Origin of the sequence: Spirulina subsalsa PCC 9445 (assembly GCF_000314005.1) — a bacterium.
GTDB lineage: Bacteria > Cyanobacteriota > Cyanobacteriia > Cyanobacteriales > Spirulinaceae > Spirulina_A > Spirulina_A subsalsa.
The window spans coordinates 5155175-5180593 of the sequence record NZ_JH980292.1; the positions used below are offsets into that span (position 1 = coordinate 5155175).

At 48.5% G+C, this 25419-nt stretch carries 23 protein-coding genes and 2 pseudogenes; 10 read left to right on the plus strand and 15 right to left on the minus strand.

What is annotated here, in order from left to right:
- Positions 1-23 precede the first annotated feature (23 nt).
- Positions 24-3464 (minus strand): CHAT domain-containing protein, encoded by a 3441-nt coding sequence (locus SPI9445_RS31765; protein WP_017307233.1) that lies wholly within the window; start codon positions 3462-3464, stop codon positions 24-26.
- Between the two features lie 209 nt (positions 3465-3673).
- On the opposite strand from SPI9445_RS31765, the gene SPI9445_RS0123405 reads away from it, so the two are divergent.
- On the plus strand, positions 3674-3898 hold the full coding sequence (locus tag SPI9445_RS0123405; RefSeq protein WP_017307234.1) for a DUF2281 domain-containing protein: 225 nt from the start codon (positions 3674-3676) through the stop codon (positions 3896-3898).
- Positions 3895-4281 (plus strand): type II toxin-antitoxin system VapC family toxin, encoded by a 387-nt coding sequence (locus tag SPI9445_RS0123410; protein ID WP_017307235.1) that lies wholly within the window; start codon positions 3895-3897, stop codon positions 4279-4281. The genes SPI9445_RS0123405 and SPI9445_RS0123410 overlap by 4 nt, the downstream gene beginning before the upstream one ends.
- A 1-nt stretch (position 4282) precedes the next feature.
- On the opposite strand, the gene SPI9445_RS0123415 is transcribed toward SPI9445_RS0123410, so the two are convergent.
- Together SPI9445_RS0123415 and SPI9445_RS30860 are read right to left on the minus strand one after the other, a co-directional pair.
- Positions 4283-4606 (minus strand): nucleotidyltransferase domain-containing protein, encoded by a 324-nt coding sequence (locus SPI9445_RS0123415; protein WP_017307236.1) that lies wholly within the window; start codon positions 4604-4606, stop codon positions 4283-4285.
- 34 nt (positions 4607-4640) lie between these two features.
- Positions 4641-4793: a hypothetical protein gene (locus SPI9445_RS30860; protein ID WP_017307237.1), complete on the minus strand. Its 153-nt coding sequence runs from the start codon at positions 4791-4793 to the stop codon at positions 4641-4643.
- Between SPI9445_RS30860 and SPI9445_RS0123425 the strand changes: the two genes are divergently transcribed.
- Positions 4792-4992, plus strand: a complete 201-nt coding sequence (locus SPI9445_RS0123425) for a hypothetical protein (protein ID WP_017307238.1) — start codon at positions 4792-4794, stop codon at positions 4990-4992. The genes SPI9445_RS30860 and SPI9445_RS0123425 overlap by 2 nt on opposite strands.
- On the plus strand, positions 4970-5227 hold the full coding sequence (locus tag SPI9445_RS0123430; protein WP_017307239.1) for a hypothetical protein: 258 nt from the start codon (positions 4970-4972) through the stop codon (positions 5225-5227). Before SPI9445_RS0123425 ends, SPI9445_RS0123430 begins: the two co-directional genes overlap by 23 nt.
- On the opposite strand, the gene SPI9445_RS0123435 is transcribed toward SPI9445_RS0123430, so the two are convergent.
- From SPI9445_RS0123435 to SPI9445_RS26800, 3 genes and pseudogenes are all read right to left on the minus strand, one after another.
- Positions 5211-5621: a type II toxin-antitoxin system VapC family toxin gene (locus SPI9445_RS0123435; protein ID WP_017307240.1), complete on the minus strand. Its 411-nt coding sequence runs from the start codon at positions 5619-5621 to the stop codon at positions 5211-5213. The two genes, SPI9445_RS0123430 and SPI9445_RS0123435, sit on opposite strands and share 17 nt — an antisense overlap.
- Positions 5618-5827 (minus strand): transcriptional regulator, encoded by a 210-nt coding sequence (locus tag SPI9445_RS0123440; RefSeq protein ID WP_017307241.1) that lies wholly within the window; start codon positions 5825-5827, stop codon positions 5618-5620. The genes SPI9445_RS0123435 and SPI9445_RS0123440 overlap by 4 nt, the downstream gene beginning before the upstream one ends.
- A 342-nt stretch (positions 5828-6169) precedes the next feature.
- Positions 6170-6502 (minus strand): annotated as a pseudogene (locus tag SPI9445_RS26800) (transposase); the annotation flags it as partial.
- Between the two features lie 248 nt (positions 6503-6750).
- Here SPI9445_RS26800 and uvrC point away from each other — a divergent pair.
- Positions 6751-8619 carry an excinuclease ABC subunit UvrC gene (uvrC, locus tag SPI9445_RS0123455; protein WP_017307244.1) on the plus strand — a complete coding sequence of 623 codons (1869 nt, stop codon included), beginning with the start codon at positions 6751-6753 and terminating at the stop codon, positions 8617-8619.
- A 105-nt stretch (positions 8620-8724) separates the two neighbouring features.
- On the opposite strand, the gene SPI9445_RS0123460 is transcribed toward uvrC, so the two are convergent.
- The 5 genes from SPI9445_RS0123460 to SPI9445_RS28985 form a co-directional block, all read right to left on the minus strand.
- On the minus strand, positions 8725-9597 hold the full coding sequence (locus tag SPI9445_RS0123460; RefSeq protein ID WP_017307245.1) for an exosortase-dependent surface protein XDP2: 873 nt from the start codon (positions 9595-9597) through the stop codon (positions 8725-8727).
- 262 nt (positions 9598-9859) lie between these two features.
- Positions 9860-10327, minus strand: a complete 468-nt coding sequence (gene smpB / locus SPI9445_RS0123465; RefSeq protein ID WP_017307246.1) for an SsrA-binding protein SmpB — start codon at positions 10325-10327, stop codon at positions 9860-9862.
- Positions 10328-10533: 206 nt separating this feature from the next.
- A complete protein-coding gene (locus tag SPI9445_RS0123470; protein ID WP_026080052.1) occupies positions 10534-10791 on the minus strand; it encodes a hypothetical protein in 258 nt (85 codons plus the stop codon).
- A 198-nt stretch (positions 10792-10989) separates the two neighbouring features.
- Positions 10990-11127: a hypothetical protein gene (locus tag SPI9445_RS30865; RefSeq protein WP_164674590.1), complete on the minus strand. Its 138-nt coding sequence runs from the start codon at positions 11125-11127 to the stop codon at positions 10990-10992.
- Positions 11128-11542: 415 nt separating this feature from the next.
- Positions 11543-12667, minus strand: coding sequence for a CAP domain-containing protein (locus SPI9445_RS28985; protein ID WP_017307248.1), 1125 nt, complete (start codon positions 12665-12667; stop codon positions 11543-11545).
- A 395-nt stretch (positions 12668-13062) separates the two neighbouring features.
- Here SPI9445_RS28985 and SPI9445_RS0123485 point away from each other — a divergent pair, with 395 nt between their 5' ends.
- The 5 genes from SPI9445_RS0123485 to ppsA all read left to right on the plus strand — a co-directional run bounded on the left by SPI9445_RS0123485 (position 13063) and on the right by ppsA (position 19911).
- A complete protein-coding gene (locus tag SPI9445_RS0123485; protein ID WP_017307249.1) occupies positions 13063-13287 on the plus strand; it encodes a DUF2997 domain-containing protein in 225 nt (74 codons plus the stop codon).
- 14 nt (positions 13288-13301) lie between these two features.
- A complete protein-coding gene (gene grpE / locus SPI9445_RS27965; protein ID WP_017307250.1) occupies positions 13302-14222 on the plus strand; it encodes a nucleotide exchange factor GrpE in 921 nt (306 codons plus the stop codon).
- Positions 14223-14407: 185 nt separating this feature from the next.
- Positions 14408-15985: an Hsp70 family protein gene (locus SPI9445_RS0123495; protein WP_026080053.1), complete on the plus strand. Its 1578-nt coding sequence runs from the start codon at positions 14408-14410 to the stop codon at positions 15983-15985.
- Between the two features lie 5 nt (positions 15986-15990).
- Entirely contained in the window at positions 15991-16659 is a 669-nt protein-coding gene (locus SPI9445_RS0123500; RefSeq protein WP_017307252.1) for an HAS-barrel domain-containing protein, read from the plus strand.
- Positions 16660-17406: 747 nt separating this feature from the next.
- Entirely contained in the window at positions 17407-19911 is a 2505-nt protein-coding gene (gene ppsA / locus SPI9445_RS0123505) for a phosphoenolpyruvate synthase (protein ID WP_017307253.1), read from the plus strand.
- Positions 19912-20074: 163 nt separating this feature from the next.
- Here the strand turns inward: ppsA and SPI9445_RS0123510 are convergent, their stop codons facing one another.
- The 4 genes and pseudogenes from SPI9445_RS0123510 to SPI9445_RS0123525 form a co-directional block, all read right to left on the minus strand.
- Positions 20075-21418, minus strand: coding sequence for a TldD/PmbA family protein (locus SPI9445_RS0123510; RefSeq protein ID WP_017307254.1), 1344 nt, complete (start codon positions 21416-21418; stop codon positions 20075-20077).
- 190 nt (positions 21419-21608) lie between these two features.
- Positions 21609-23081 carry a TldD/PmbA family protein gene (locus SPI9445_RS0123515; RefSeq protein WP_017307255.1) on the minus strand — a complete coding sequence of 491 codons (1473 nt, stop codon included), beginning with the start codon at positions 23079-23081 and terminating at the stop codon, positions 21609-21611.
- Positions 23082-23214: 133 nt separating this feature from the next.
- Positions 23215-23532, minus strand: a pseudogene (locus SPI9445_RS27160) (manganese efflux pump MntP); the annotation flags it as partial.
- Positions 23533-23538: 6 nt separating this feature from the next.
- Positions 23539-25329 carry a flavin monoamine oxidase family protein gene (locus tag SPI9445_RS0123525; protein ID WP_086010362.1) on the minus strand — a complete coding sequence of 597 codons (1791 nt, stop codon included), beginning with the start codon at positions 25327-25329 and terminating at the stop codon, positions 23539-23541.
- Positions 25330-25419 lie beyond the last annotated feature (90 nt).

Sequence of the window (25419 nt, forward strand, 5' to 3'; positions counted from 1 at the left end):
TAGTTTTCTCGCGGACGCTTTTTCTATTCTAGCCCGTTGACGCGGAAGGCGGACCAGTAGAGACGCTGGTTAAAAGGAGTTTGGGGATTGTAGCGGTTAAGTCTGATTTGGCAACGGTCTAAATCGTCCTCTGAGAAGTCGAAGGTCTGCTTGCACCAGTTTAGGATTTGGGCGGGGGTGCAGGTGCGGAACCAAGTCTGGGCGGCTTTTAAGGCTTGGGGAATGGTGCGGTTGGGGGTGAGTTCTTCATGGAAGCGGACGGCTACAAAGGCAGTGGCGAAGTCATCGACGCACCAGAGGGTATCAACGACGGTGTTACTTCCAGCATAAAGGAGGGCGTTGGCGAGGCCGATGTATTCGTCGGTGGTGCGGGTGTCGAGGCGGCCGGTTTCGCAGGCGGAGAGGATGACGAGGCGGCAGGCCAGTTTCAGGTTGCGGTAGATTTCGGCGGCGGTGAGGCCTTGGTGTTCGGTGTCGAAGCGGCGGCCATCCCGGAGGGTGAGGGTGCGATCGCCGTCGGGGGGGGCGGGTTTGTCTCCGGCGAGGATCAGGGCGGAGTTGAGGGGGTTGGTGCTGTTGAAGCCGCCATGACAGGCGAAATGGATGATTTCGCTGTTTTCCAGTTGGGCGCGGGTGGTGGGTTGGGCGAAGGCGGGTTTATTGGCGGCGGCGTGTTTGAGGATGTGGGCGGGGTCGAAGCGGCGGCGGATGAGGTCAATTTCTACGTCGGTATAGGGGAGGTCTTGGGTGGGGTTTTGGATGGCGAAGAAGGGGGCGGTGGTTTGGGGGCGGGGGCGGTTGTACAGGTAGGCGAGAATTTGGCAACTGGGGGCATAGCGCACCCCTTTTTCAAAACAATCCTGTAGGGGCGCAATGCTTGCGCCCTCTGGATTTGTGGCGGTTTGGATCGGGATGGTGAGGGCGTGGAGGGGGAAGAGGTGGAGGTAGAGGTGGGGGATGAGGATGAGGTGATCGCAGGGGTTGGGGCGATGGGTGAGAAGTTGGGGGAGGTCGAGGAGTTGGGCGAGGTGGTCGAGGCGTTGATCGAGGGCTTCGTACCAACTGTTTTGGCGGTAGTCGTCGTTATAGGTTTGGTTGAATTGGTCGAGGGCTTGGCGTTGGGCGGGGCTGTAGCGGTGGGGGTGGATGTGGGTTTGGCTGTTTTGGTGGGTGATCAGGAAGGCGTAGGCTCCAAGGTCGGAGTCTTGGGGGAGGAACCATTGGAGGATGGCGGTGGTGTTGTTGAGGAGTTGGCTGAAGTCGGGGAGTTCAGGTTTGACGGTTTCAAAGGCGTTGAAGGTAGGGTCGTTGATTTCGGCCAGGAGGGCTTTGCGTTGTTGGATGAGGGTGAGGAGGGGGGTGGTTTGGGGGGCGGGGTTGGGGAGGTTGTGGCTGCGTTGGCCGGGTTGGGGGTTGGTGGGGTCGGTGGGGGGTTGGTCGTTGAGGGCGTATTGCAGGGCGGCGATTTCGCGGTTGAGTTGTTGGTAGCGTTGGATTTGGTCGGGGGTGGCGTTTTGGGGGAGGCGGTTGGCGTTGTGGAGGAGTTCGGTGAAGGTGCGGGCTTTGCTGCGTTCGACGGTGAGGAGGGCTTGTTCGTAGCGTTGGAGTTGGAAGCAGGCTTGGATCATGCGCCCGTAGAGGGGGAGGGCATCGGCGATCAGTTGTTGTTTGGTTTGGGGGTTGGTGGCCCAGTCGCGGCTTTGTTCGACGGCGCGGATGGCGTTGTCGTAGCCTTCGATGGCGATTTCCCAGTTTTGGAGGTTGTAGCCGAGGTCGCCGAGGTTGCGCCCGGTTCTGAGGCAGTCTAGGGGGAAGGAGGAGGGGGTGTAGACTTCTAAGGCGGCCTGGTAGCAGTTAATTGCGGTTGCGGCCTGACCTTGTTGCTCGTAGGCAGCCCCCAAGTTATTTTGAGTTGTTGCCCATTCATAGGGAAATGCCTTGCGGGTGAGGACTTCTAAGGCGGATTGGAAGCAGCGAATCGCCGACTCGATATTGTCGGTTCGCTCTCCCCGGATGCGTCTCCAGTAGGCAGCCCCCAAGTTCATTTGAGTCCTTGCCCATTCATAGGGAAATGCCGTGCGGGTGTAGACTTCTAAGGCAGCTTGGAAACAGCGAAGTGCCTCCTCAATATTGTCCGCTCGCTTTCTCTGGATGCGGTTTGAGTGGGCAATCGCCAAGTTATTTTCAGCCCTTGCCCAATCTTCAGGAAAAGCGTTACGCAGGCGGACTTCTAAGGCGACTTGGAAGCGGCGAATAGCTTCCTCAATGATATTGTTGGCTCGCTCTCTCCGGATGATACGGATTTGGTAGGCAGTCGCCAAGTTATTTTGAGGATCTGGCCATTTTTCGGGAAATGACGTGCGGCTGTAGAATTCTAAAGCGACTTGGAAGCGGCGAATTGCCTCCTTGATGATATTGTTAGCTCCTTTTCCCCGGATGCGGTTACTATAGGCATTCCCCAAGTTATTTTGAGTCTTTGCCCAATCTTCGGGAAAGGCGGTACGGGTGAAGACTTCTAAGGCGGCTTGGTAGCAGCGAATCCCCTCCTCGATATTGTCGGCTCGCTCTCCCCGGATGCGGTTACGGTAGGCTTCTCCCAAGTTCATTTGAGTCGTTGCCCAATATTGGGGAAAGGCAGTGCGGGTCAAGACTTCTAAAGCCGCTTGGAAGTAACGAATCCCCTCCTCGATATTGTCGGCTCGCTCTCCCCGGATGCGGTTACGGTAGGCATTCCCCAAGTTATTTTGAGTCCTTGCCCAATCTTCGGGAAAGGCGGTGCGGGTGCGGACTTCTAAGGCGGCTTGGTAGTAGCGAATCCCCTCCTCGATATTGTCGGCTCGCTCTCCCCGGATGCGGTCACAGTAGGCAGTCCCCAAGTTATTTTGAGTCTTTGCCCAATCTTCGGGAAATGCAGTGCAGGTGAAGACTTCTAAGGCAGCTTGGTAGTAGCGAATCCCCTCCTCGATATTGTCGGCTCGCTCTCCCCGGATGCGGTCACAGTAGGCAGTCCCCAAGTTATTTTGAGTCTTTGCCCAATCTTCGGGAAATGCAGTGCAGGTGAAGACTTCTAAGGCAGCTTGGAAGCAGCGAATCCCCCGCTCGATATTTTCGGCTCGCTCTCCGCGCAGACGATTCCAGTAAGCAACCGCCAAACTGTTTTGAATCGTTGCCCAAGCTTCGGGATTATCTTGACAGTCCCAAAAATCTAGGGCTTTGATGTAAATCGCAATGGCAATTTCTACATTAATCGCCCGTTGACCGTGGGGAAATTGCTGCACCAAATTGGCAAAATTGAACAAACCACTGATGTTGCTGCGAGTGGCAAAGGCGGGAATGAGTGCGATCAGATCCTCATTCAGCTTGTCTTGCTGGCGTTCAAGGAAGGGATAAACAACGGAGGGATTAAAGCTGCTCTCATAGGTCAAGCGCAGAGCTTCTTGTAAAAACGCTTCGTACTGTTCCATCGCCACACCACCAGCAAAGACATCCCCCCCATTTTAACCCCCCAACCCCGAAACCGGGTTGCGTTCATCCCCTCGTTTGCCCCCCAACCCCTACCAAAAACCCGGTTTCTCACCTCAAGCCTGAAACCGGGTTTCTTGCACCAACCCCTTACCCCCCGAACCCCCTCCCCAACAAGTACAATTAAAACAACCCACAACTGAGGTAGATCATGAGTCCTCTCCTAGAAAAAGTCTTAGCAGAAATTACCCAACTCAATCAGCAAGAACAGCGACAACTGATCTCCTACCTCATTACCCACTATCAACAACAGCCCCACCCATTAACAAACCCAACCATCAGCCGCAAAAACCTCTTTGGCTGTATGCAAGGCAAAATCAAAATTGCCGACGACTTTAACGCCCCCCTCAAAGACTTTGCCGAGTACATGGAATGAAACTATTGTTAGATACACACATCTTTATTTGGCTTATCGATGGCAATTCAAACCTTAGCCAAACCGCAAAACAAGCCATCGAAGATCAAAAAAACACCCTACATCTCAGCATTGCTAGCCTCTGGGAAATAACCATTAAAACAAGCCTGGGTAAACTCGAACTTGCTATCCCACTCGAACAAATTTTAATGAACTATATCCTTCCCAGCGGTATTGAAATTTTACCGATTTATCTTCCACACTTATTAACCCTAAAAACTCTACCGTTCCATCATCGAGATCCCTTTGATCGATTGTTAATTGCCCAAGCCAAATCGGAAACATTCGCATTGGTATCAGAAGACCGTATATTTAAGCAATATGACGTAGAAATATTTTGGTGATTTATAAATAAATTCCCTCTCGATGAACATTCAGTAAAAAAGGACTTTTTTCGTGATTAAACCGAAAATCAGAAATAAAAGCACGGGAAATTACCGTATCATACCTTAAAGACAACTCTTGAATAAACTCACTCGTTCTCTCAATTTCCTGAGCATAGTCAAAACCCGACTGCAAAACAATCAACAAATCAATATCTGAATCAAGCCGCGCTTCCCCCCTTGCCTGAGAACCATACAACACAATCTGACTCACCCGCTCCTGATAATGCACCCCAAACCAACCCTTGATCAACTCAATAATTTCCGATAAATTTTGATGTTGCATCACACGAAATTTGTCCCTAGCGCAAAAATTCTAATCACCTCAGCCATTGCCACACCATCAGCAAAGACATCCCCCCCATTTTAACCCCCAACCCCGAAACCGGGTTTCTTCCGTAGAGGCAATCCTCAATAGGTCTAAAATCAGCAATACTAGATCCAGTCAGCATCAAAAGGAGTAGAGTCGCCATGACCGAATTACTCGAAAGTGCGATCGCCCGATTACAAACCTTGTCCGAAAGTGAGCAAAATGCGATCGCTGCCATCATCCTAGAAGAAATTGAGGATGAGCGCCGTTGGGATGAAGCCTTCTCACGTTCTCCGGATCTTCTGGCTCAACTCGCCGCTTCAGCAATGGCTGAATATCATGGGGGCAAAACTAACAACTAGCTCAAATTCTTCTTTGGTCATTTTACACACCTGCTTACAACTGTTTATTTTACCCCCCTTCCCCCCCCAAGCCAAGAAACCGGGTTGTGTCCATCCTCTCGTTTGCCCCCCAAATCCCTACCAAAAACCCGGTTTCCGACCTCAAGCCCGAAACCGGGTTTCTTGCACCAACCCCTTACCCACCATCACCCCCCTGAAACCCGGTTTCTTTCCCACCACTAGCCACTCGACTTAGGACTGATAAGGACAAGTTCAGGGAAATAGGTTTGGTAACGGGTAGCATCACGAGTGAGCAGATTGTACCCAGACACAACCCCATGAGCACCAATATAGAAATCCGGTAAAGGCGATCTTTTCACACCACCCCTACGACGATAGGCTAAAAAAGCCTGACCCGCTAAAAATGCCGCCTCATAAAGTAATCCATCCCTCTGAAAAAAGCGAAATACTGATTCCACCTCCGTCACAGCCTTAAACCCAATCGAAACTTCCGCATAAATAATCGGGTTGATATGCAATGTTCCACTCTCAGCACAATCAGCCAATTGTGCGGCTGACCAGTCAAACCAATAAGGATCTTCAGTTAAGACATCCAGAATCACATTACTATCCACGAGGAAATCCGTCATTCCTCACCCCGCGTTAAACTCAAAATCTCATCAGTACTCAGATCCCCCGTCGCCTTTCCTCGCAGACTCGCAATTAAATTTGCTCCTTGATGCGAATTATTTTGATACCGCCAAGCCAAAAAATCTAAAAATATTTTCGCCTCATCCAGAGCAGGCTGGGGCAGATTACGCAAAATCGCTAAAATTTCAGTTTCCGTAGTGAGCATCGTCAATTTTTCAGAATACTACCCCCAATTCTACCCCATTCCCAAAATCGAGAAACCGGGTTGCGCTTATCCCTCATTTTCCCCCAACCCCTCCCAAAAACCCGGTTTCTCACCTCAAGGCCGAAACCGGGTTTCTTGCACCAACCCCTTACCCACCATCACCCCCCTGAAACCCGGTTTCTTTCCCCCCACTAACCAAGAAACCGGGTTGCGTTTATCTTCTTGTTTTCTCCTAAATCCCTACCAAAAACGCGGTTTCTGATCTCAAGGCTGAAACCGGGTTTCTTGCACCAACCCCTTGCCCCCCATCACCCCCCCTGAAACCCGGTTTCTAACTGCTTGTTATTCATCGAACATTAAATGCTGAATCGCAGTAGTTTGGATCGAACTTTCTACAAATAAACGGTAATTGGCGGCTGACTCAAAATAACCCTGCATTGCATCCAACTTAGGTAAACTTCCCCGTCGTAGCCCTAAATATTCTGGATAACTCGAAAACTCCCAATCTTCAGGTCGATTGACGAGGTTTGCTTTCACCGGGTTTAAATGAATGTACCGGGTTAACTGCCATAAATACTCATCTGAATCAACAGCGATCGCTTGAAATCGACCCTGAAATAAACTACCCACTCGTCGATATCGCTGGTTGATGGCTTTTGTATAAGATAATCCAAACTACTGGGATCACCTTTAGACAACAAGAAACCGGGTTGCGTTCATTTTCTCATTTCCTCCCAACTCCTACCAAAAACCCGGTTTCTGACCTCAAGCCTGAAACCGGGTTGCACCCATCCCCTCGTTTTCCCCCAAACCCCTAACAAAAACCCGGTTTCTGAACTCATCCCTCCCTAAACCCTGCCCAAGTAGTACAATCAAAGCAATCCAAAAGGTAACTCGTTTTCTGTTTCATCACCTGTTGACCCTTGCTAAACTCTACCCCTAGTCCCCCACACATTGAACAACGACTAAAGGAAATCCCCTTGGAACCGGGGGTGTATTTGATGCGAGATAGTCATGGGCAGATTCTCTATATCGGCAAATCCAAAAAATTGCGATCGCGAGTTCGTTCCTATTTTCGCTCCTCCCAACCCCTAAGTGACCGCATCGCCCTGATGGTGCGTCAAGTGGCAGATATTGAATTTATCGTCACCGATACTGAATCTGAAGCCCTAGCATTAGAAGCAAATTTAGTCAAGCAACATCAACCTTATTTTAATGTTCTGTTAAAAGATGACAAAAAATACCCCTATATTTGCATTACTTGGTCAGACGATTATCCCCGTATTTTTATCACCCGAAAACGACGACTCACCCAAGCCAAAGACCGCTACTATGGCCCCTATGTAGACACGGGAGTTTTACGCAATACCCTCCACCTCATTAAGCGGATTTTCCCCTTGCGTCAGCGTCCTAAACCCCTGTTTAAAGACCGTCCCTGTTTGAATTATGACATTGGGCGCTGTCCGGGAGTCTGTCAAAGTTTAATCACCCCCCAAGACTATCAGAAAATTGTCCAAAAAGTGGCGATGATTTTCCAAGGCAGAACCGGGGAATTAATTGATGCACTCACCCGACAAATGGAGGAAGCGTCGGCAGAATTAAACTTTGAACTGGCGGCTAAATTACGGGATCAAATTCAGGGGTTAAGTCAACTTCAGGGGGAGCAAAAAGTCTCTTTACCCGATGATACAATTTCCCGAGATGCTATTGCTTTGGCGACCAATGAACAGCATTGTTGTATTCAACTTTTCCAGATCCGTGCTGGGAAATTAGTAGGTCGTTTAGGCTTTTTTGCGGACGCTCAAAGTGGGACACCGGGGGCTATTTTACAACGAGTGTTAGAAGAACACTATTGGCAAGTTGACCCGGTAGAAATTCCCAGCGAAATTTTAGTTCAGTATGACCTGCCCCAAGGGGATTTATTAACCGAGTGGCTGACGGAAAAACGGGGGCGAAAAGTGCATCTGTTAACCCCCCAGCGCCAGACTAAGGCCGAATTAGTGGAACTGGTGGAACGCAATGCCCAGTATGAGTTAGACTGGACTCAGAAAAAATGCGATCGCAATCTAGAAGCCCTACAAGACCTCGCCCAAGTCTTAGACCTCCCCACCCTTCCCAAACGCATTGAGGGTTACGATATTTCCCACATTCAAGGGTCTAATGCCGTGGCCTCCCAAGTGGTTTTTATTGATGGCATCCCCGCGAAACAACATTACCGCCACTATAAGATTCAAAACCCAGAAATTAGGATAGGACATTCCGATGATTTCGCCAGTTTAGCCGAAGTCATCGGCCGTCGTTTTCGCCGTTATTTAGACAATCCCCAACTCTCCCCCCAAGAAGATCCCGATTTTCCCGATTTAGTCATGATTGACGGAGGGAAAGGACAACTTTCTGCGGTGGTGGCTGTTTTGCAGTCTCACCCAGAATCCTCTCTGTTGGCCGAGTTATCTGTAGTGAGTTTAGCCAAACAACGGGAGGAAATTTTTCTACCCGGACAGTCTAAACCGTTAGCCACAGATCCAGATCAACCGGGGGTTCAATTATTACGACGACTGCGGGATGAAGCCCATCGTTTTGCTGTCACCTTCCACCGTCAACAGCGCTTAGAACAGAGTCGGCGATCGCGCTTAGAAGAAATTCCCGGATTAGGATTTGAACGACAAAAGCAATTACTAGCTCATTTCCATGCCATTGACTCTATCCGAGAAGCGACCCCAGAGCAATTACAACAAGTCCCCGGAATTGGTCAAAAATTAGCCCAAGAAATTCACAACTATTTCCACCCCTAACCAAGAAAACCCCCCGTAGGTTGGGTGCAGCGACAGCGAAACCCAACACTCAAGAGGAAAGTGTTGGGTTCATTTCATTGCAGCCAACCTACAAAGCAGAGACTCCTAGGCATTATTCGCCCGTTTGCGACGAGTCGTTAACACACCGAACGCGACAGCACCTAAACCAATTATCATCGTAGGTTCGGGAACGGGTTGGGTTTGTAAACCTACCACCTTAAAGTCAGGGCCATTATAAAAAGCGGCATTTTTGCCCGTATTTTCCAACAATCCCAAATCATCTAAGGAAACAGTGTTATTGAAGAAACTGTTTCCTTTCGCTACTATACGAACCCCATGAATGAGAGAAGAAAGTCCTAAATCCTCAAGAGAGATCCCAATAGAACCCACGTTTTGAACACTATTGCCAATTTCCATCGTACCCATACGGAATCCGGCATCAGCCCACTGACGAGCGTCGAGATTGAGCAAATTTCCTAACAAGTTACCTTGTTTGTCAAGGGCTTGAATAGACATCCCGCTATTTCTGCCCCGTTCCCAGAACAACAGGTTATTCACGGCTGTTTCAAAGAACAGATCCATTGAGACAGTCCCTCTATCTTCCCCATCAATAATGCTGCCCAGGTTCTGATTTCCTAACGCTTCTACAGCCCCCTCATTGGTGAGATCCTCTTGGGATAAACCAATAGTTGCTAAACGTCCCATATCCGCACTGGCTGCCCCCGTATTTCCCCCTGTGAAGGCATCATTGTAGAGGATGTTCACATTATCAACTAAGGAGAAATTGCTAAATGTCTGACCATCAAAGGTGACGGAATCCAGCATGATATCACCGCGCCAGCGATTATCTCCGCTTAAGCTGGGGTTAGTCGAAAAATTTGTCTGGAAATAAAAACCTGCTGCTTGCGCGGCACTACTTAATCCGAGGCTGCTGGCTAAAATTCCTGCAAAGATAGATAAGCTGAGTTTAGTGTTCATTCGTCGTTTACCTTATTTTCTAGTTTTTCTCAATGCTCTAGAAGACCCTGTTGCTCCCTTTATAACTAATAGGTTGAGGGAGCGACAAGGGCAAATCAGGTCTTTTTACGAAAACTTGTTCCTTTTTTGATCTCTATAAAGTTTGTATAAAGATAACTTGCTTAAACTTTTTTTGTAATTGCCGCAACCGAGTTTTCACGGAATTAACCTTGATCGGGTAGTAATTCTAGGGGAATTCATAAATTCCCCTAGAATCGGAAAGTTAGAAACGTTTCAAGGCGCGCTGCATATCTCTTTGATCTTGGCGTTGTTTCGTCGTTTCCCGTTTATCGTGGAGTTTTTTCCCACGTCCTAAACCGAGAACCAGTTTCACCCAACCTCGCTTAAAATACATTTTCAACGGCACGAGGGTTAAGCCTTTTTGTTCCAATTTGCCGACTAATTTATTAATTTCCTTGCGTTTCATTAATAACTTACGCGTCCGACGAGGATCATGGTTAAAGTAATCGCTACTCTCTTGGTAAGGGGAGATATGAACGTTAATTAACCAGGCTTCTCCGTTACGGATCAGCCCATAGCCATCCTGCATATTAACCCGTCCGGCACGGATGGATTTAACTTCGGTACCGACTAATTGAATTCCGGCTTCGTAGGTTTCTACGATTTCATACAGATATCTCGCCTTACGATTATCTGTAATGATTTTAACGCCGCTTTTCTCTTCTCCCATGGTTTTTTCCTGAAGTGATCATTTTGAAAGAATGGGGGGTAAACCCAAAATATTTGAGCAGGAAACCCGGTTTCTGAGTGACGTTCGGGGTTTTAGGGTGATTGGACTGAGAAACCGGATAATGAGCGCCTAACGGGTGAATGGACTCGATCTTGCGTTGTTCGCCTATTTTGAGATCCTACAATATTTTGCCGGGTCTCAAGGGATTAGTTGGCGAGGGGGACGGGGGTTTTCCAGATAGCTAGGGGACGGGTTTCCGGTTTAGACTGGGGGAGGGTGGAGGATTCTAAGACTTCGACTTCAATTTTCACCGCAATCAAGTATTCTCCAGAAGCGGAACCTACGGCCTGGGCGATCGCATTTTGTAAATCTGGCCGTTCCCCAGTCATGGGATTGCGCAACACACACTGATCCCAAGGGTGTTCGGCGTTCGGATCTAAATGGAGGATGTAGTGCTTGGTCATGGCTATTATAGGGGTGGAAGAACTGACAAAAGTTGAATAAAAAATCAACTTACTTTTATTATAGTCCCCTTTTTGAGTTTTGACCAAAATTCTGGGATACAAGCCCCATGCTTCTAGGACAGCTTTTTGTTGTTAGGATACCCACTTTCGGGCAGGGGGAAGTGGCTGATCTAGGTAGTGCCGCAGATCAGCCGTTATTCATCCCATAGGGGCTGATTTTAGCTTCCGTCGCAACGTTTGCTGCTGTTTCCGTAGCTGGCGCTGTCGGGCGGTTCCCCCTCGTCCTTTGTCATTACGCCCTGCACGACGGGGCGATTCCCAGCGCTTCAATCTCATCGCTCTCCCTCCTCTCAATATCCCACTTTCCCAAGTGTAACACGCTATGTATTACAAGTGTAGTGAAAGAATACCTAGGGCTTGCTGAATAACTCTACTCGTGGGACTAGGGAACAGGGAACAGGGAACGGGGAACAGGGGGGTCGAAAAAAGGCAAGTCTTTTTGATGATTTATCCCTAAAACCTTGCAGTTTCTCTCTCTTAAAATGGCTGAAAGTCCTAGTAACACTGCTTAGAGGGATATTCAGCAGACCCTACCTAGAGTTTTTTGCTCAAGGGAACGGGGTGTCGGGAGTTGGGAATCGGGAATCGGGAATCGGGTGTCGGGAATAAGTCTTAATTCCTCATCTCCCTCTCTCCTCTCTCCCCTGCTCCCCTGCTCGCCCTCCCCCGTTCCCTGTTCCCCGTTCCCCGTTCAGTAAATCACTAACCGATAGCGCCCCCGATCGGTTGGATTATAGCCATTGACGAACACCCGATAGATGCCATCGTAGGGTAGGGTCATCTGAACTAAGGAGTTGGTATCATTTTCACTAATGTCATCATTTTGTGCGAGAACCTCTGTTCCCTCTTCATTCAAAATGGCTAAGAAAGTGTCAAAATCATCACTTTCTAGGCGAATGGTGACAGATTGACCTTGTTCTCCCCGAAAACGATGTTCATGGTAAAGACTTCCATCTTCGTACATGGGATCTCCATCTTGTAGCACGCCTTCTTGAATCAAAATGACACCTGCCGAGGTGCTAGTGGGAGGAGTTGAGGTCGGTTGGGTGTCAGAGGGAGTTTCTGGGGGCGTTTCGGGAGGAGTTGGGGAGGGAGTGGCAATAGGTTGTTCTTGATAAGTCCCAGCAAAATTGATGGTACACATATTAGTTAGGGTCGGGTGTGAACCACAAGCTAACCCCATAAATCTAAAATCAAGATTGAACAAATTATTGCGCTGGGTTCGTTGGGATAAACCATCATCGATAATTAAGCGCATAACCATGATGCGGGCGGACTCTTCCCCATAGGTGATATTTTCTGCTGCCGGACCGTTGACCCGACCATAGCGACTCAATCGTTCAAAAAAGGCGCTGCCATCACTGCCTGTATTGCCAGTTTGTCCGGTTTCCCCTTGATCTGCAACGTGATCTTGAGCGGCTTTCGACATTCCGGGAGACAGTTGTAAGGGTAAGAGGGGACGAGCTTCTCTCAGGAAGCGAATGGCTTCATCAAGGGCATCGACTCCTTCTTGGGTTTCAATGGTTGGTTCTCCGGGAATTTCTAGGAGGTTGCCGTTAAAGTGGACACGCTGGGATTCTAACCAGTCAGCATAGGCTGAAGGATTGGTGCGAACACTGTTAATTTCTCGCAATACCCGGGTTTCAAAGGGGGATAATTCCGGGGCAGTTACTCGGGCGGGGTTTTGACTGACTCGGAGGGGGTTTTGAGGTTCTAGGGAAGAACCGTTAGAGGCCGCTAAGAGGGGGGTAGTCGGGGTTATGACTACCGTTAAACCACTTAGGAGGGCGATCGCGCAAAGTTGGATCCGGTGCATAGACTGTTTAACTTAACTGAGTTCAGCAATCACATTTGAAGACTTTAAGAAAATTTAGTTTCTTGAGATTTCATCCCACCGCTAACCCATGGTGTAGGGTAGGGGGGATTTCTCGGTTTGACCTCTGGGGGGAGAAATGCCCTAAGCGGTAAGCCGCTTAATGGATGGTTGTTCTCCGGCTAGAGTGCGGTTGGGATGAGTTTTCATAGGCATATTGTAATCACATCCGGTCAAAGTGGGGGGCAGAAAAGGAGAAGGCTGGAATCTTCGGTCAAAAGATCAGCCTGAATGTTTCACCCCCTGATACATTGGGGAAGATGTCGAGATACAATCGGAAACTAGAGTTGCTGCTCTAGAGCGTTTTTCCCAACACCCTGATTTTTATTGGAGTCAAGATGGCAGAATACCAGAAAATTGAATACCGAATCGGCAAAGATGGCAAAATTGTTGAAACGGTTGTCGATGGCATTTCCGGCCCCCACTGTACGAAGGTGACGGAGGAGATTGAACAGGCAATGGGTGAAATTGAAAGCCAAGAATTTCTCCCGGACTATTACCAGGACTCGAATATCCTCACTCAAACGGAAAGCCAATCACAATCGCTGGAACAGCAGGGATAGTAGAGGATAGCATCATGGTTGATGACCCCAATCTTTTTTGGTTCGGTGTCGTTCTTTGGTTCGGGGGGACTCTGGCTCTGTTAACGGTGGTTGGGTCACGGATGGCGCGGGAGGAGAATCTAGATTGTGTCTATCCGGGAGATGAACTATTGCGCGATCGCCTTTTGCGGGCGAATCTCTCCAGTTGGACGGCTCTACAACGTAAGGCGGGCTTGACTCCTCGGGAGTTGGAACAGTTGCGTCAAGGGTCGATTGAAAAACTGGAGTTGCAACAGTTGCAACGCTTGGCAACAACCCTCAACTGGACTTTAGAGGAGTTGCTACAACAGTTTGGTATTTCTTTCCCGTCTTTGGGGGTGGCTTTCCAAGAAATTGGTAAGTTACATCAAAAATGCCAAAGTTTGTATGATGAAACCGTGATGCTCAAAGGGCAATTAGCAACAGCCGAAGAAGGTTTAGCAACGGCTCAAGCTCAGGTTGCCCAGTTGGAAGAACAGACCACGGCACAAGATCAAACCTTGAATGAGGCGAACTATCAGGTGCAACAATTACAACAACAATGTCGTCGGATGCGGGCGGAATTGCAACAGGGAACTGAGCAGATTCGCGGGGATATTAAGACTGAGGTTTTTGAGCAGTTACAAACCCTGTTGATGAATTTTCCCACCGCTTGCACCATGGCCGAGGCTAAACCCAATTTACCCGCTAAAAATTTAATTGCTTTATTTACCCCCTTAAAAAACCTGCTCCAGACTTGGGGGTATGAACCCATTGGTTCAGCTTGGGAACAGGTGATTTTTGACCCCCAAATTCATCAAGGCGATCGCAATGATATTCAAGCGGGGGATTTAGTGTATATTCGCTTTGTGGGCTACCGAGAGGGCGATCGCATTCTCTGTCCCGCTAAGGTCAGTCGCACCTTACCCAAAACCTAACCCCTCCCCATTTTGACAAATTTAAGCCTGCGCGGATTCACAGTAAACACGAATCACGGAATCAGTCATCAGCCCCGAAGATTAGCCTAGCCCCCAGAAAGAAAATCAGAAATTGATCTCAATTGTGGTTTCTAGAGTCTAAACAGTTCCCCATCCCCCGATTCCCTAGTCCCTTTTTTAAAGCAATGAATACTGTTGCTATTGATTTCGGCACCAGCAACACCGTCGTCAGTTTTTTAGAACCCGATACCCAAACCCCGAAAACCCTACGCTTCGGGGAAATGTCCCGGTTGTTTCGCAGCAAGAGTAAAGACGGGAGTTGGGTAGATGTGCCTGTAATCCCCAGTTTGCTCTATGTGCAGGCCGCCGATCAGATTTTGATTGGGGAACAAGTGCGATCGCAACGCCTCGGCTTTACGGAACCTGAACGCCTCTTTAAAGGCTTCAAACGCGAGTTAGCGGCTGATTTCCAAATGCCCCCCCGTCAACTGGAGGGTTTAACCTACGATGCCCAGACCGTCTCAGAACGGTTTTTAGGGCAAATCTGGCAAAGTATCCAAAAGCAAGATATAACCCCCTCAGAACTCATTTTTACCGTGCCTGTGGGCGCATTTGAACGGTATCTGGACTGGTTTAATGATTTTGCCGATCAATTAGGGGTCGAACAACGGCGCTTTATTGATGAGTCTACGGCCGCCGCCCTGGGGTATGCTGTGCAGAATCCCGGCGCGTTAGTTCTGGTAATTGATTTTGGGGGCGGCACTCTGGATTTAAGTTTAGTCCGCACCGAGGGCGCAATGGGCAACCAGCAAGCGGTTTCTGCCCAAGTCTTGGCTAAATCTGATGCCTATGTGGGGGGAGAGGATATTGATATCTGGATTGTGGAAGACTATCTCAGGCAACAGGGCACCTCCCGGGATGGTGTGGATGAGGTGAGTTGGCAGAATTTACTGGAGTTAGCAGAACGCTTGAAAATTCGCCTGTCTGGGGAAGAAAAGGCGGCGGAAAGCTGGCTCGATGAGGAAAATTTTATGTCCTATGATTTGAGTTTAGATCGGGAGCAGTTCGAGGACATTCTAGAACGCCACCAGTTTTTAGAACAGTTGCGGGAGGCCTTGGATGAAGTGGTGATGACGGCCTTGGGGAAAGGAGTCCAGAAAAGTGATATTGAACAAGTGTTACTGGTGGGGGGCAGTTGTTTAATTCCGGCGGTGCAACAGTTGATTGTCTCCTATTTTGGGCGATCGCGGGTACAACTGGGCAAACCCTTTGAGGCCGTCTGTCATGGGGCTTTAGCCCTCACCCAAATTGAAGCGGTAGATGACTATTTACGCCACAGTTACGCCCTCCGTCTTTGGGAACCGATCACCCGCACTTATTCCTATTTCACCCTATTTAATCGAGGGAGTCAGTATCCTTGTAAACGGGAAGATCCCTTAACCTTACAAGTGGCTAGGGAAGGACAGAAGGAAATTCGCCTTGATATTGGGGAAGTGGCTCAAGTGAGTCAAGCTGAAGTAACCTATGATGAGTTGGGGCGAATGTCGAGCAGTAAACTCCATCGTCAATCCCAGTATCGCTCCCTTGACAGTCATCATGCCCAAGTCTGTGTCGCCCATTTAGAACCGAGTGGACAGGTGGGTATGGATCGAATTTCGGTAGAATTTGAGGTGAACGAGCAACGGGTACTGCTCGCCACGGTCAAGGATTTGTTAACCGAACAGGTGTTAGTCGAAAAAGGTGCGATCGCTAAATTGCAATAAAATCCATGCGTGTTCCCCTCCCCCAATTTGCCACCGACAATCGGCCCCCTGAACATATTGCCGAAGTCATCGAAACCACAACAACCGAGTTTCTGGCGCAATGTTTAGACCCCGAAGAATTAAACTTTCCCCTCATGCCGCCCTTTGGCAGTTGGGTCAAGGCCTGGGACGAAGAATCCGGGAATAAAATCTTTGGGATTGTCACCTATGCCACCACTTCCCCCATTGATTCCGTTCACCGGGCGCGAGCGTTAGGGCTATCCTTAGAAGAATTACGATCCGAACAGCCTCAAATCTTTGCCATGCTCAAAACCGAGTTTCGCGCCGCCCTAGTTGGCTTTGAAACGCCCTCTGGGGGGAATAACGGCCCATCTAGCGCACAGGGGGCTATGTTCCAGTATTTACCCCCTCGCCCTCCCCAAATTCATCAAGGCGTGTACCAGTGCGATCGCCCCGAAATCATCGCCTTCACCGAAAACCTAGACTTCCTGCGCACCCTCCTCCAAGTCAAAAACGTTCCCGTTGAAGCCCTCGTCGCCGCCTGCCTCCGCCAGATTTATCAACTGCGTCAATGCGATCGCCCTTGGCTCGTCAAAGCCGGACGCGCCCTCAGTCAACTCCTCAAAGACGATTACGACAATTTACGTTACATCCTCAGCCAAATTCACCCCTAAATCCCCCCGTTCCTATCATCTTTGTAACATTCGGGTATATTTTTTTACAAAGCTTCGCAAAACAGCAAGTGAAAGTAAATAAATCCAAAAGAACTCCCACGCTTCAAAAACCAAGTCTTACAATGAAGAAGTAAGCCAAGAAAAGGCGTGATTCAAAACTACCCTCGACCCAGAGGAGTGACCCCGGAAACTCCCTAGAGGTAAGGCATACCGCCGATTGCTGCCGAATCAAAATCGGTTCAAGCAGCCCTCTAAGGCTCCCAAACGATTGAATAGCACCCTCTTCTTGCTTAACCTCAAGTTAATGTCAGGCACTTAAACTTAGCAAAAAATCCAAGGTGGATAGAGTACATTGACCTTAAAAATGACTGTTTTTTGCGGCAATCTGATCAAAAAACTTAACCTAAGTTAACTCAAGCTTTAAGTTGCAGCTTAAAGAGAGTTGAATCAAGTTAAGTCCGGTTTCCTATTCTAAGTTTCAGTGTGACATTTAAGTTGTGACATTTAAGTTGAGTGTGATTATGTTTTGGTTTGGTAATGAGTATTAATCCTTAAATAATCTGGTGGATTCCGAAATACTCACTCCAGATCGTTCACAATCAAAAAGCTAGTCCAGAAGATTATCTCATACCGAGGGGACAAAATCAATGATCCCCAGTCGGTTTAAAGCCAATCTCTGGGACTCGCTAGGAAACTTTAGGCTTTGCATTGTTTCTTAACGTACTGAAATACACAGGAGCGAGATTTATGGTTAGCACAAGCCTTGACCGAACCAGTGATGCCTCTAAAGAAAAAGCTTTAATTCTTTGGTTTGAAGAAGTAGGCACCCATGATGTCGGTCTAGTAGGCGGGAAAAACTCCTCATTGGGTGAAATGATCCAATTATTACAACCCAAAGGAGTGAATGTTCCAACCGGTTTTGCCACAACCGCTTATGCGTTCCGCTACTTCGTCAAAGAAGCTGGTCTAGAAGCCAAATTACGGGAATTATTCAGTGATTTGGATGTTAACAACGTTCAAAACCTACAAGAACGGGGTAAACAAGCGCGGGCGTTGGTCTTAAACACCCCCTTCCCCCAAGACCTGCAAATGGCGATCGCCTCCGCTTACAAACGGCTTTGTGAACGCTACGGTGCAAGCTCAGAACTGTGTGATCGTTTCAGCGACCCCGAAGCCCGTCAACTTTGTGAAGAACAAAGCAAAGACACCGACGTAGCCGTTCGTTCCAGCGCCACCGCCGAAGACTTACCCGAAGCCAGTTTTGCCGGACAACAAGAAACCTATCTGAACGTACAAGGGGTAAAAGGCGTTTTAGAATCTTGTCATAAATGCTTCGCCTCCCTGTTCACCGACCGCGCTATTTCCTACCGGGAACACAACGGATTTGATCACTTCTCCGTTGCCCTCTCCGTTGGTGTCCAAAAAATGGTACGTTCTGACCTCTCCACCTCTGGGGTTATGTTCTCCATCGACACCGAAACCGGGTTCAAAAATGCCGCGTTAATCACCGCCGCCTATGGTTTAGGGGAAAACGTGGTACAAGGTGCCGTCAACCCCGATGAATACTATGTATTCAAGCCCACCCTGAAAGATGGTTGCCGTCCGATCTTAGAAAAACGCCTCGGCGAAAAAGCCATCAAAATGGTTTACGATGTCGGCGGTTCCAAACTGACCAAAAACGTTGAAGTTCCCCTGACTGAACGGCAGAAATATTGCATCAGCGACGATGAAATTCTGCAACTGGCAAAATGGGCTGTTCAAATTGAAGAACACTACTCCGAAGTACGCGGTCAATTCACCCCAATGGACATTGAGTGGGCGAAAGACGGGATTACCGGAGAACTGTTCATCGTTCAAGCCCGCCCTGAAACCGTTCAATCCCAAAAATCCGCCAACGTTTTAGTGAGCTATGAACTGAAAGAACACAGCAAGGTTCTGGTCACAGGTCGCAGTGTTGGCGCAGCCATCGGTCAAGGGAAAGCTCAAGTTATCCATAACGTGAGCAACATCACCCAGTTCAAACCCGGCGAAGTGCTGATTACCAACCGCACAGACCCCGACTGGGAACCCATCATGAAACAAGCCAGTGCCATCGTCACCAACCAAGGGGGGCGGACTTGCCACGCGGCCATTATTGCTCGTGAAATGGGGATTCCTGCCATTGTAGGTTGTGGTGATGCCACCGAAAAAATCGCCACCGGACAAGATGTTACCGTTTGTTGTTCTGAAGGGGACGAAGGTCACATCTACGAAGGTTTATTACCTTACGAATTGAAAGAAACCCAACTGGATAACCTGCCTCGCACCAAGACTCAAATCTTGATGAACATTGGTAATCCAGAACAAGCGTTCTCCTTAGCAGGGATTCCTGCCGATGGTGTTGGTTTAGCTCGTTTAGAGTTCATCATTGCCAACCACATCAAAGCTCACCCGATGGCCTTGTTGAAATACGACGAACTCGAAGATGAAAACGTGAAAGCGGAAATCGTCGAGTTGACAAAAGGCTATGATGACAAACCGGAATTCTTCGTCGACAAACTGGCTCGCGGGATTGCGATGATTGCCGCCGCCTTCTATCCCAAACCCGTTATCGTGCGGATGTCTGACTTCAAATCCAATGAGTACGCGAACTTACTCGGCGGTCGTCAGTTTGAACCGAAAGAAGAAAACCCGATGATTGGCTGGCGTGGTGCTTCCCGCTACTATGACCCCAACTATGCTGAAGCTTACGCTTTAGAATGTAAAGCCTTCAAACGGGTGCGCGACGAAATGGGTCTGACCAACGTTGTGCCGATGGTTCCCTTCTGCCGGACTCCTGAAGAAGGCAAACGGGTATTAGAAGAAATGGCTAAACAAGGTCTGGAACGGGGCGTAAACGGTTTACAAGTTTATGTGATGTGTGAACTGCCCAGTAACGTGATTTTGGCCGACCAATTCTCAGAAGTGTTTGATGGTTTCTCCATCGGTTCTAATGACTTAACCCAATTAACGTTAGGGTTAGACCGTGACTCCGCTTTAGTGGCTCACCTGTTCGACGAACGGAACGACGGTGTGAAACGGATGGTGAAAATGGCCATTGAAACCGCAAAAGCTAAAGGTCGTAAGATCGGGATTTGTGGTCAAGCGCCCAGTGACTATCCTGAATTCGCTCAGTTCTTAGTGGAATTAGGCATTGACTCCATGAGTTTGAATCCTGACTCTGTGCTGCAAACCATCTTGATGGTGGCAGAAGTGGAGCAGAAGAACGCCTAGAGCAACGTCTAGAAAATAAGGTGTGATGCCTTTTGAGTGATCTCCAGCACTCCGCCACCTCGCAGAACGCAGGTGGCGGAGTGTTCATTTGGTTTTTTCTGGTCTGCGTGACATCCTCCCGACGCTGACCCTAGGGATACAGCACCGGACTAATCTTGACAAGTTAAGTCTCCCCAGTAATAGACAATTGATCCACCCAAATCCGAGGACATACCCCACCTGGCGTTAACTCTAACTCCGATTCCACATAAATAATCGACTTCAACACCTCCCGGAAATCTCCGGCCACAGTGGCTGAATCAATACTAATGCGCTCTCCCTTGTTTACTAACCAGCCATCAAAGGGTAGGGAAAAAGATCCCTGTAACGCATTTGCTCCGGCATGGAGAGCTTGTAAATCATCAATCCAGATCACATTTTCGGCCTCGGCAAGGCTTAATACCTCTTGGGCAGGCTGTCCGGGGAAGACATGATAAAAGTGAGGGCTAACAGTGACTTTCGCGCCGATATTGGCGTTTCCGGTGGGTTGGGCGTTGAGACGTTTTGCCGTGCCAGCACTATGTAAAAAACTGGTCAGGATGCCATCGGTAATAATTGGGGTGCGACGGGTGGGAGTGCCTTCTCCATCAAAGGTTTCCTTGCCGACATTTTGGGGGTGTAAGGCATCATCACAGACTGAAAGCAGGGGAGAGGCGATCGCATGACCCAGAGAATCCGGCGTAGACAGACTTTGTTGATCGAGAATACTTTGAGCATTAAACAGATTAGAAAACGCCGACAATAACTGAAGAAATGCTTCAGCCGAAAAGACAACCCGATACTTGCCCGTTTTCACCTTTTGATAGTTTAAATGGCTAATGGTTTTTTCCGCCGCTTCTTGAATACAGCCTTGAACATCTAATTGATTTAAACCGTTACTCAGGCGAAAACTTCCAGCACTACGGGGTTTTTTGCCATTTTCTTCTGTCTTACTGTATAAATACATCGACGTAGTATTATGACGTTCATAGCGCACTGCCCCCGCACTATTGAGATAAAAATGATCTAAATCCTGTTGGGAGAGTCCATTGTAGGGAACGCTGGTAATAGCTGGATGAGCCGCCATCAATTCTTTTTCGGCTTGAATTAGGGTTTCAATTAACACCGGAACCTCTGCGGGGGATGCCGTTTGTGGCTCAATTTCCACCACGGGATGGGTAGATTCTGGACTAAAATCCGGGATGTTTTCCTTCACCCCAAAATAACTCGCTTCTTGGGCGGTTTTTAAGGCTAATTCAATCCCTTTAGGATCGACATCGGTTGTAGAGGTTACGCCCATTGTTTGCTGATCATTCCACACCCGCACCACAATACTGGAACGGTTAGAAGCCTTAACCTGTTTGGGTTCACCCTGATCTACTTGGACACTTGTAGAATCAGTCGAAGACCCATAAATATCATATTTGTGAATACCTAAACGCTGGGCGATTTCTCGGGTGTAATTGGATAGTTCTTGAACGTTTGCCATGATTAAATTGAGGGATAAAACAGACTCTCTTCGTAGTAAGAGAGTTTCATTTTTTAGGAGTAGATTGCTCTGTATTTTATTCCCTCAATTTTAAAAGATTGAGGGAATTTAAATCAGAGAATCATAACGGGAAATGTTTTAAAAAGATTCCCGGCTTATTGAAACCTGCCTGGGGGACAGTAACAGCAATTTATCGACCGCCAACGGTGATAGAATCCACTTTTAAATGAGGTTGACCCACGGTGACGTAAATACTGCCACTAATTGAACCACAGAAGCCCGGAGCAAGGCTTAAATCATTGGAACACATGGAAATTTTATTCATAATTTCCTTGGCTTCTCCAATCAGAATTGCACCTTTGAGAGGTTTTGTTATTTTGCCATTTTCGATTAAATAGGCTTCTTCCACCCCAAAATTAAATTCTCCCGTTGCGCCAACACTCCCGCCGCCCATTTTTTTACAGTAAATCCCTTTTTCCACGGAGTTAAATAAATCCTCAAGGCTATAGTCTCCGGGGGCGATGTAAGTATTGCGCATCCGAGAGGCGGCCGCATAGGCGAAACTTTGACGGCGACCGCTTCCTGTGCGAGGATGACCTGTTCGCAGAGATCCGGCGCGATCGCTCAAAAAGTTTTTCAATACCCCATTCTCAATCAATAATGTGCGCTGGGTAGGCATTCCTTCATCATCCATGTCAATGGTGCCAAAGGCATCATCGGAGCGCCCTTCATCCCAAGCGGTCAGATTTTCGTGGGCAATTTTTTCCCCTTTTTTGTCGATAAACGGTGTCGTTTTCCGTTCAATTTGGGTGGTTTCCAACAGATGGCCACAAGCTTCATGGAAGATTACTCCCCCAAAATGATTGGCCATAATAATTGGATAGTCTCCCGACTCCACATAGTCGGCATAGAGCATTTTTCCGGCCGATTCTCCCAAGTTAGCGGCCGTGGTGGTATAGTCCCAATTGCGCAGGAAATCGGGATCACTGGTATTTCCATCCCGGACACTATTAGAACTCCGATTATCTCCATCGGCACAGAGCAAATTGTAGCCCACCGATTGAGTTAAGCGAATATCCCGGGCAAAGGTGCCATCACTGGCCGCTACCAGCACTTCTTGCCAGTCTCGGAAATAAACAGCCCGTCGGGATTGTACATGGGAGGCATTCTGCTTTAATTGGTCATTGGCAGCTAGTAAAATCTCCCCCATTTCCTGCATGGAACTACATTCACCCAGCCAGCGTTCTTTTTCTTTCACTGTGCCATAATCCCGCAGGAGTTCTAAATACACTTCGGGAACGTAGGAATTCGGGGCGGGTAAGGTTAATCCTAAGATAGCTAGCGCTTTCTCTAAAGCTCCTTTTAGCCCTTGGAATGAGAGATCATTCGTGCTAACGTAACAGTCCCCCATCCCCCGGAAAACTCGCACTCCGGCCCCGGTGGAGAGGCGTGGGGTGATACTGGTGATGGTATCTTCTTCCGCGAGACAACTGATATAGTTGACCCGTTCTAGGAAAAATTCAATAAAATCCGCTCCTGCTGCACGTCCTAAGCCCAAGAGTGTGGAGAGTGGGGATTCCCAAGTGATATCAAAGCGTTCCGGGGTAGCAGTATAGTCTAAACTCGGTAATTCTTTGGTCAGGAGTAAGATACTAGATGGCATAGTGTTTATTTTGTGCGGGATGAAAGAGCTAAATCCTTAGTTTAACAAAATGTTGCGGAATTCCCCGTCCCCCGTTGCAGATCCCGAGAGGATGCCAGATGACCAGAGTCTTGTTGAGCCATTGTGTTGGTCACTAGGTGATGATTTCGATTAACATTTTGCATCCAATCCCTAACAAGATCAATCCGCCGAGAATCTCAACTTTACTGCCGAAGAAGTCCCCGCAACGATGACCCACGACCACCCCACAACAACAGAGGGAAAAGGTGGTCATGCCAATAATGGTAATGACGGGGGCGAGGGCGACTTGTAACACCGAGAAACTCACCCCTGCGGCTAAAGCATCAATACTGGTTGCGATCGCTAATCCTAACAAGGTGTAATTATCGAGAGGATCAAAAGCCTGATTTTCTTCGTCTTGTAATCCCTCCTAGATCATCTTCCCCCCTATTCCCTATTAAACTATTGCCCGTCGTCGGAAAGGATACTGAGCGCGACGGGGATAAGTCCGAGCGGCGAGTTGGTGGGAGCGACGCTGACGCAAACGAGCGGCTTCCTCTAGGAGTCCTAAATCCTCAATAATCGCTAAAGCGGCAGCCTCTCCAGTTTCACAAGCCCCCTCCATGTAACCCTGAAATTCGAGGGAGGTATGTTCTCCAGCAAAGAAGAGATTGCCCACACGCTCCCCTTCCACACCGTACATTTGGGTGATTTGCCCCACTTTATAGCAACTGTAAGAACCACGACTGAAGGGATCACCGACCCAAGCGGTGCGGGCGGTTTTGCCCGGAATATGAACTTGGCGCAGGCCAGGAAACACTCGCTCAAATTGGGGAAGAACGCGGTTCACTGCCTCTGGTGTTGTTAACCGTTCAAAATCTACTCCCAGACGACCCCCCATATAGTGAACGAGAAAACTAGGACCCGGTGTAAAACGGGTAGAACTGGCTTCCCGGGTTTCTTGGTAGGGGAGGTCGCTAAAGGTTAATCCGGTGGCTTGATAGCGATCGCGCCAAATTTTCTCCTCATAGGCCGTCACCAGCTTATTATTAGTCCCATAGCCCAACTCATTAATTGCCAAGCGTTTGGCTTCCGGTAAAGGAATATTTAACTCCACATCCCGCAACACACTAAACGGCACCGTTAACACCACCCGTTCATAGGAACGTTGCCAAGTTCTCAGACCAGACCGCATACTAGCTTGATACCAGCCATCAGGTCGTTGCCGCAGCGACTCCAAAATGGTATCAGTTTGAATAAAATTGTGCAGGCGGTCAGCAATCATCCGGGGCATTTGGTCATTGCCTCCCCGGGTATAAAAGCGCTCATCAGACTCCCCATAAAGTGCCAATTCATCTAGGTCTGTGCTGACAACATAGAGCAAATTTAGGCAACTTTGCTCCTCCGCAGGCAACCCCACAAAGGTCGTGTAAGAGACTTTTAACAAGTTGCGGATCATCTCGCTGGCTTCGATACTATCCACATAATCGGCCAGAGAGATTTGATCCAGCGCCACAGCAGCCGGGATAGGAGTTGTATAATCCTCAAAATCCTCAATTGTGGCTAAATCAGCCTCAATTTGGGCAGCAATGGGGGCAAAATCCCGCAGGACTTCCTCCTCACTTACCTTACGACCGCCGAAAAAGTAGGTTTGAGGGGTTAGTCCCGCTTCCACTTCAAATAGGTCTACGAGTTCTAACTCCAGTTCCTCGGCTAAACTGCGGATAGCGACGTGATTGGTGTCAATCCACTCCCCGCCAATTTCCATTGAGGCCTCACTTCCCAGGGCTTGACGACGGCTATACATCCGCCCCCCGATTCGGCTACGCGCTTCCATAATTTCCACAGGAACTCCCGCCTCATGGAGACGATAAGCCGCCATCAGACCTGCCATTCCTGCCCCCACAATTAACACAGGGCGCATCTGTTGAGCAATGACAGGTCGGGAGGATCTTGGCCAAGCGGTACTCGTTACCATAGCAGTCGCAATAGCCAAACTCCCCTGCAACATTCGCCGTCGGGAAATTCCCCGATTTTGCGCTTTTTCCTTCGCCTGATCCATTAGTTCATCTGCTGGAATCCCCGTTTTCCGCGAGACATAATGTAATCGGTAGGCTTTGCGCAAAAGCCTAAGCAATGACGAGCGAGCCATGTTCAATATCTCCAAAATCTGAGCAATTGCACCCTTACTGATGGCAGAAACCACTGAGACGATGGGGGTGTATTTCTCCGTCATGGGCAAGGTCATTTTATTTCAAAAAAGATAATTCGTCCATTTTTTTATAATTCATTATTTTTGATTAATTAATCGCATAACAATATATCGAATTTTTTACTT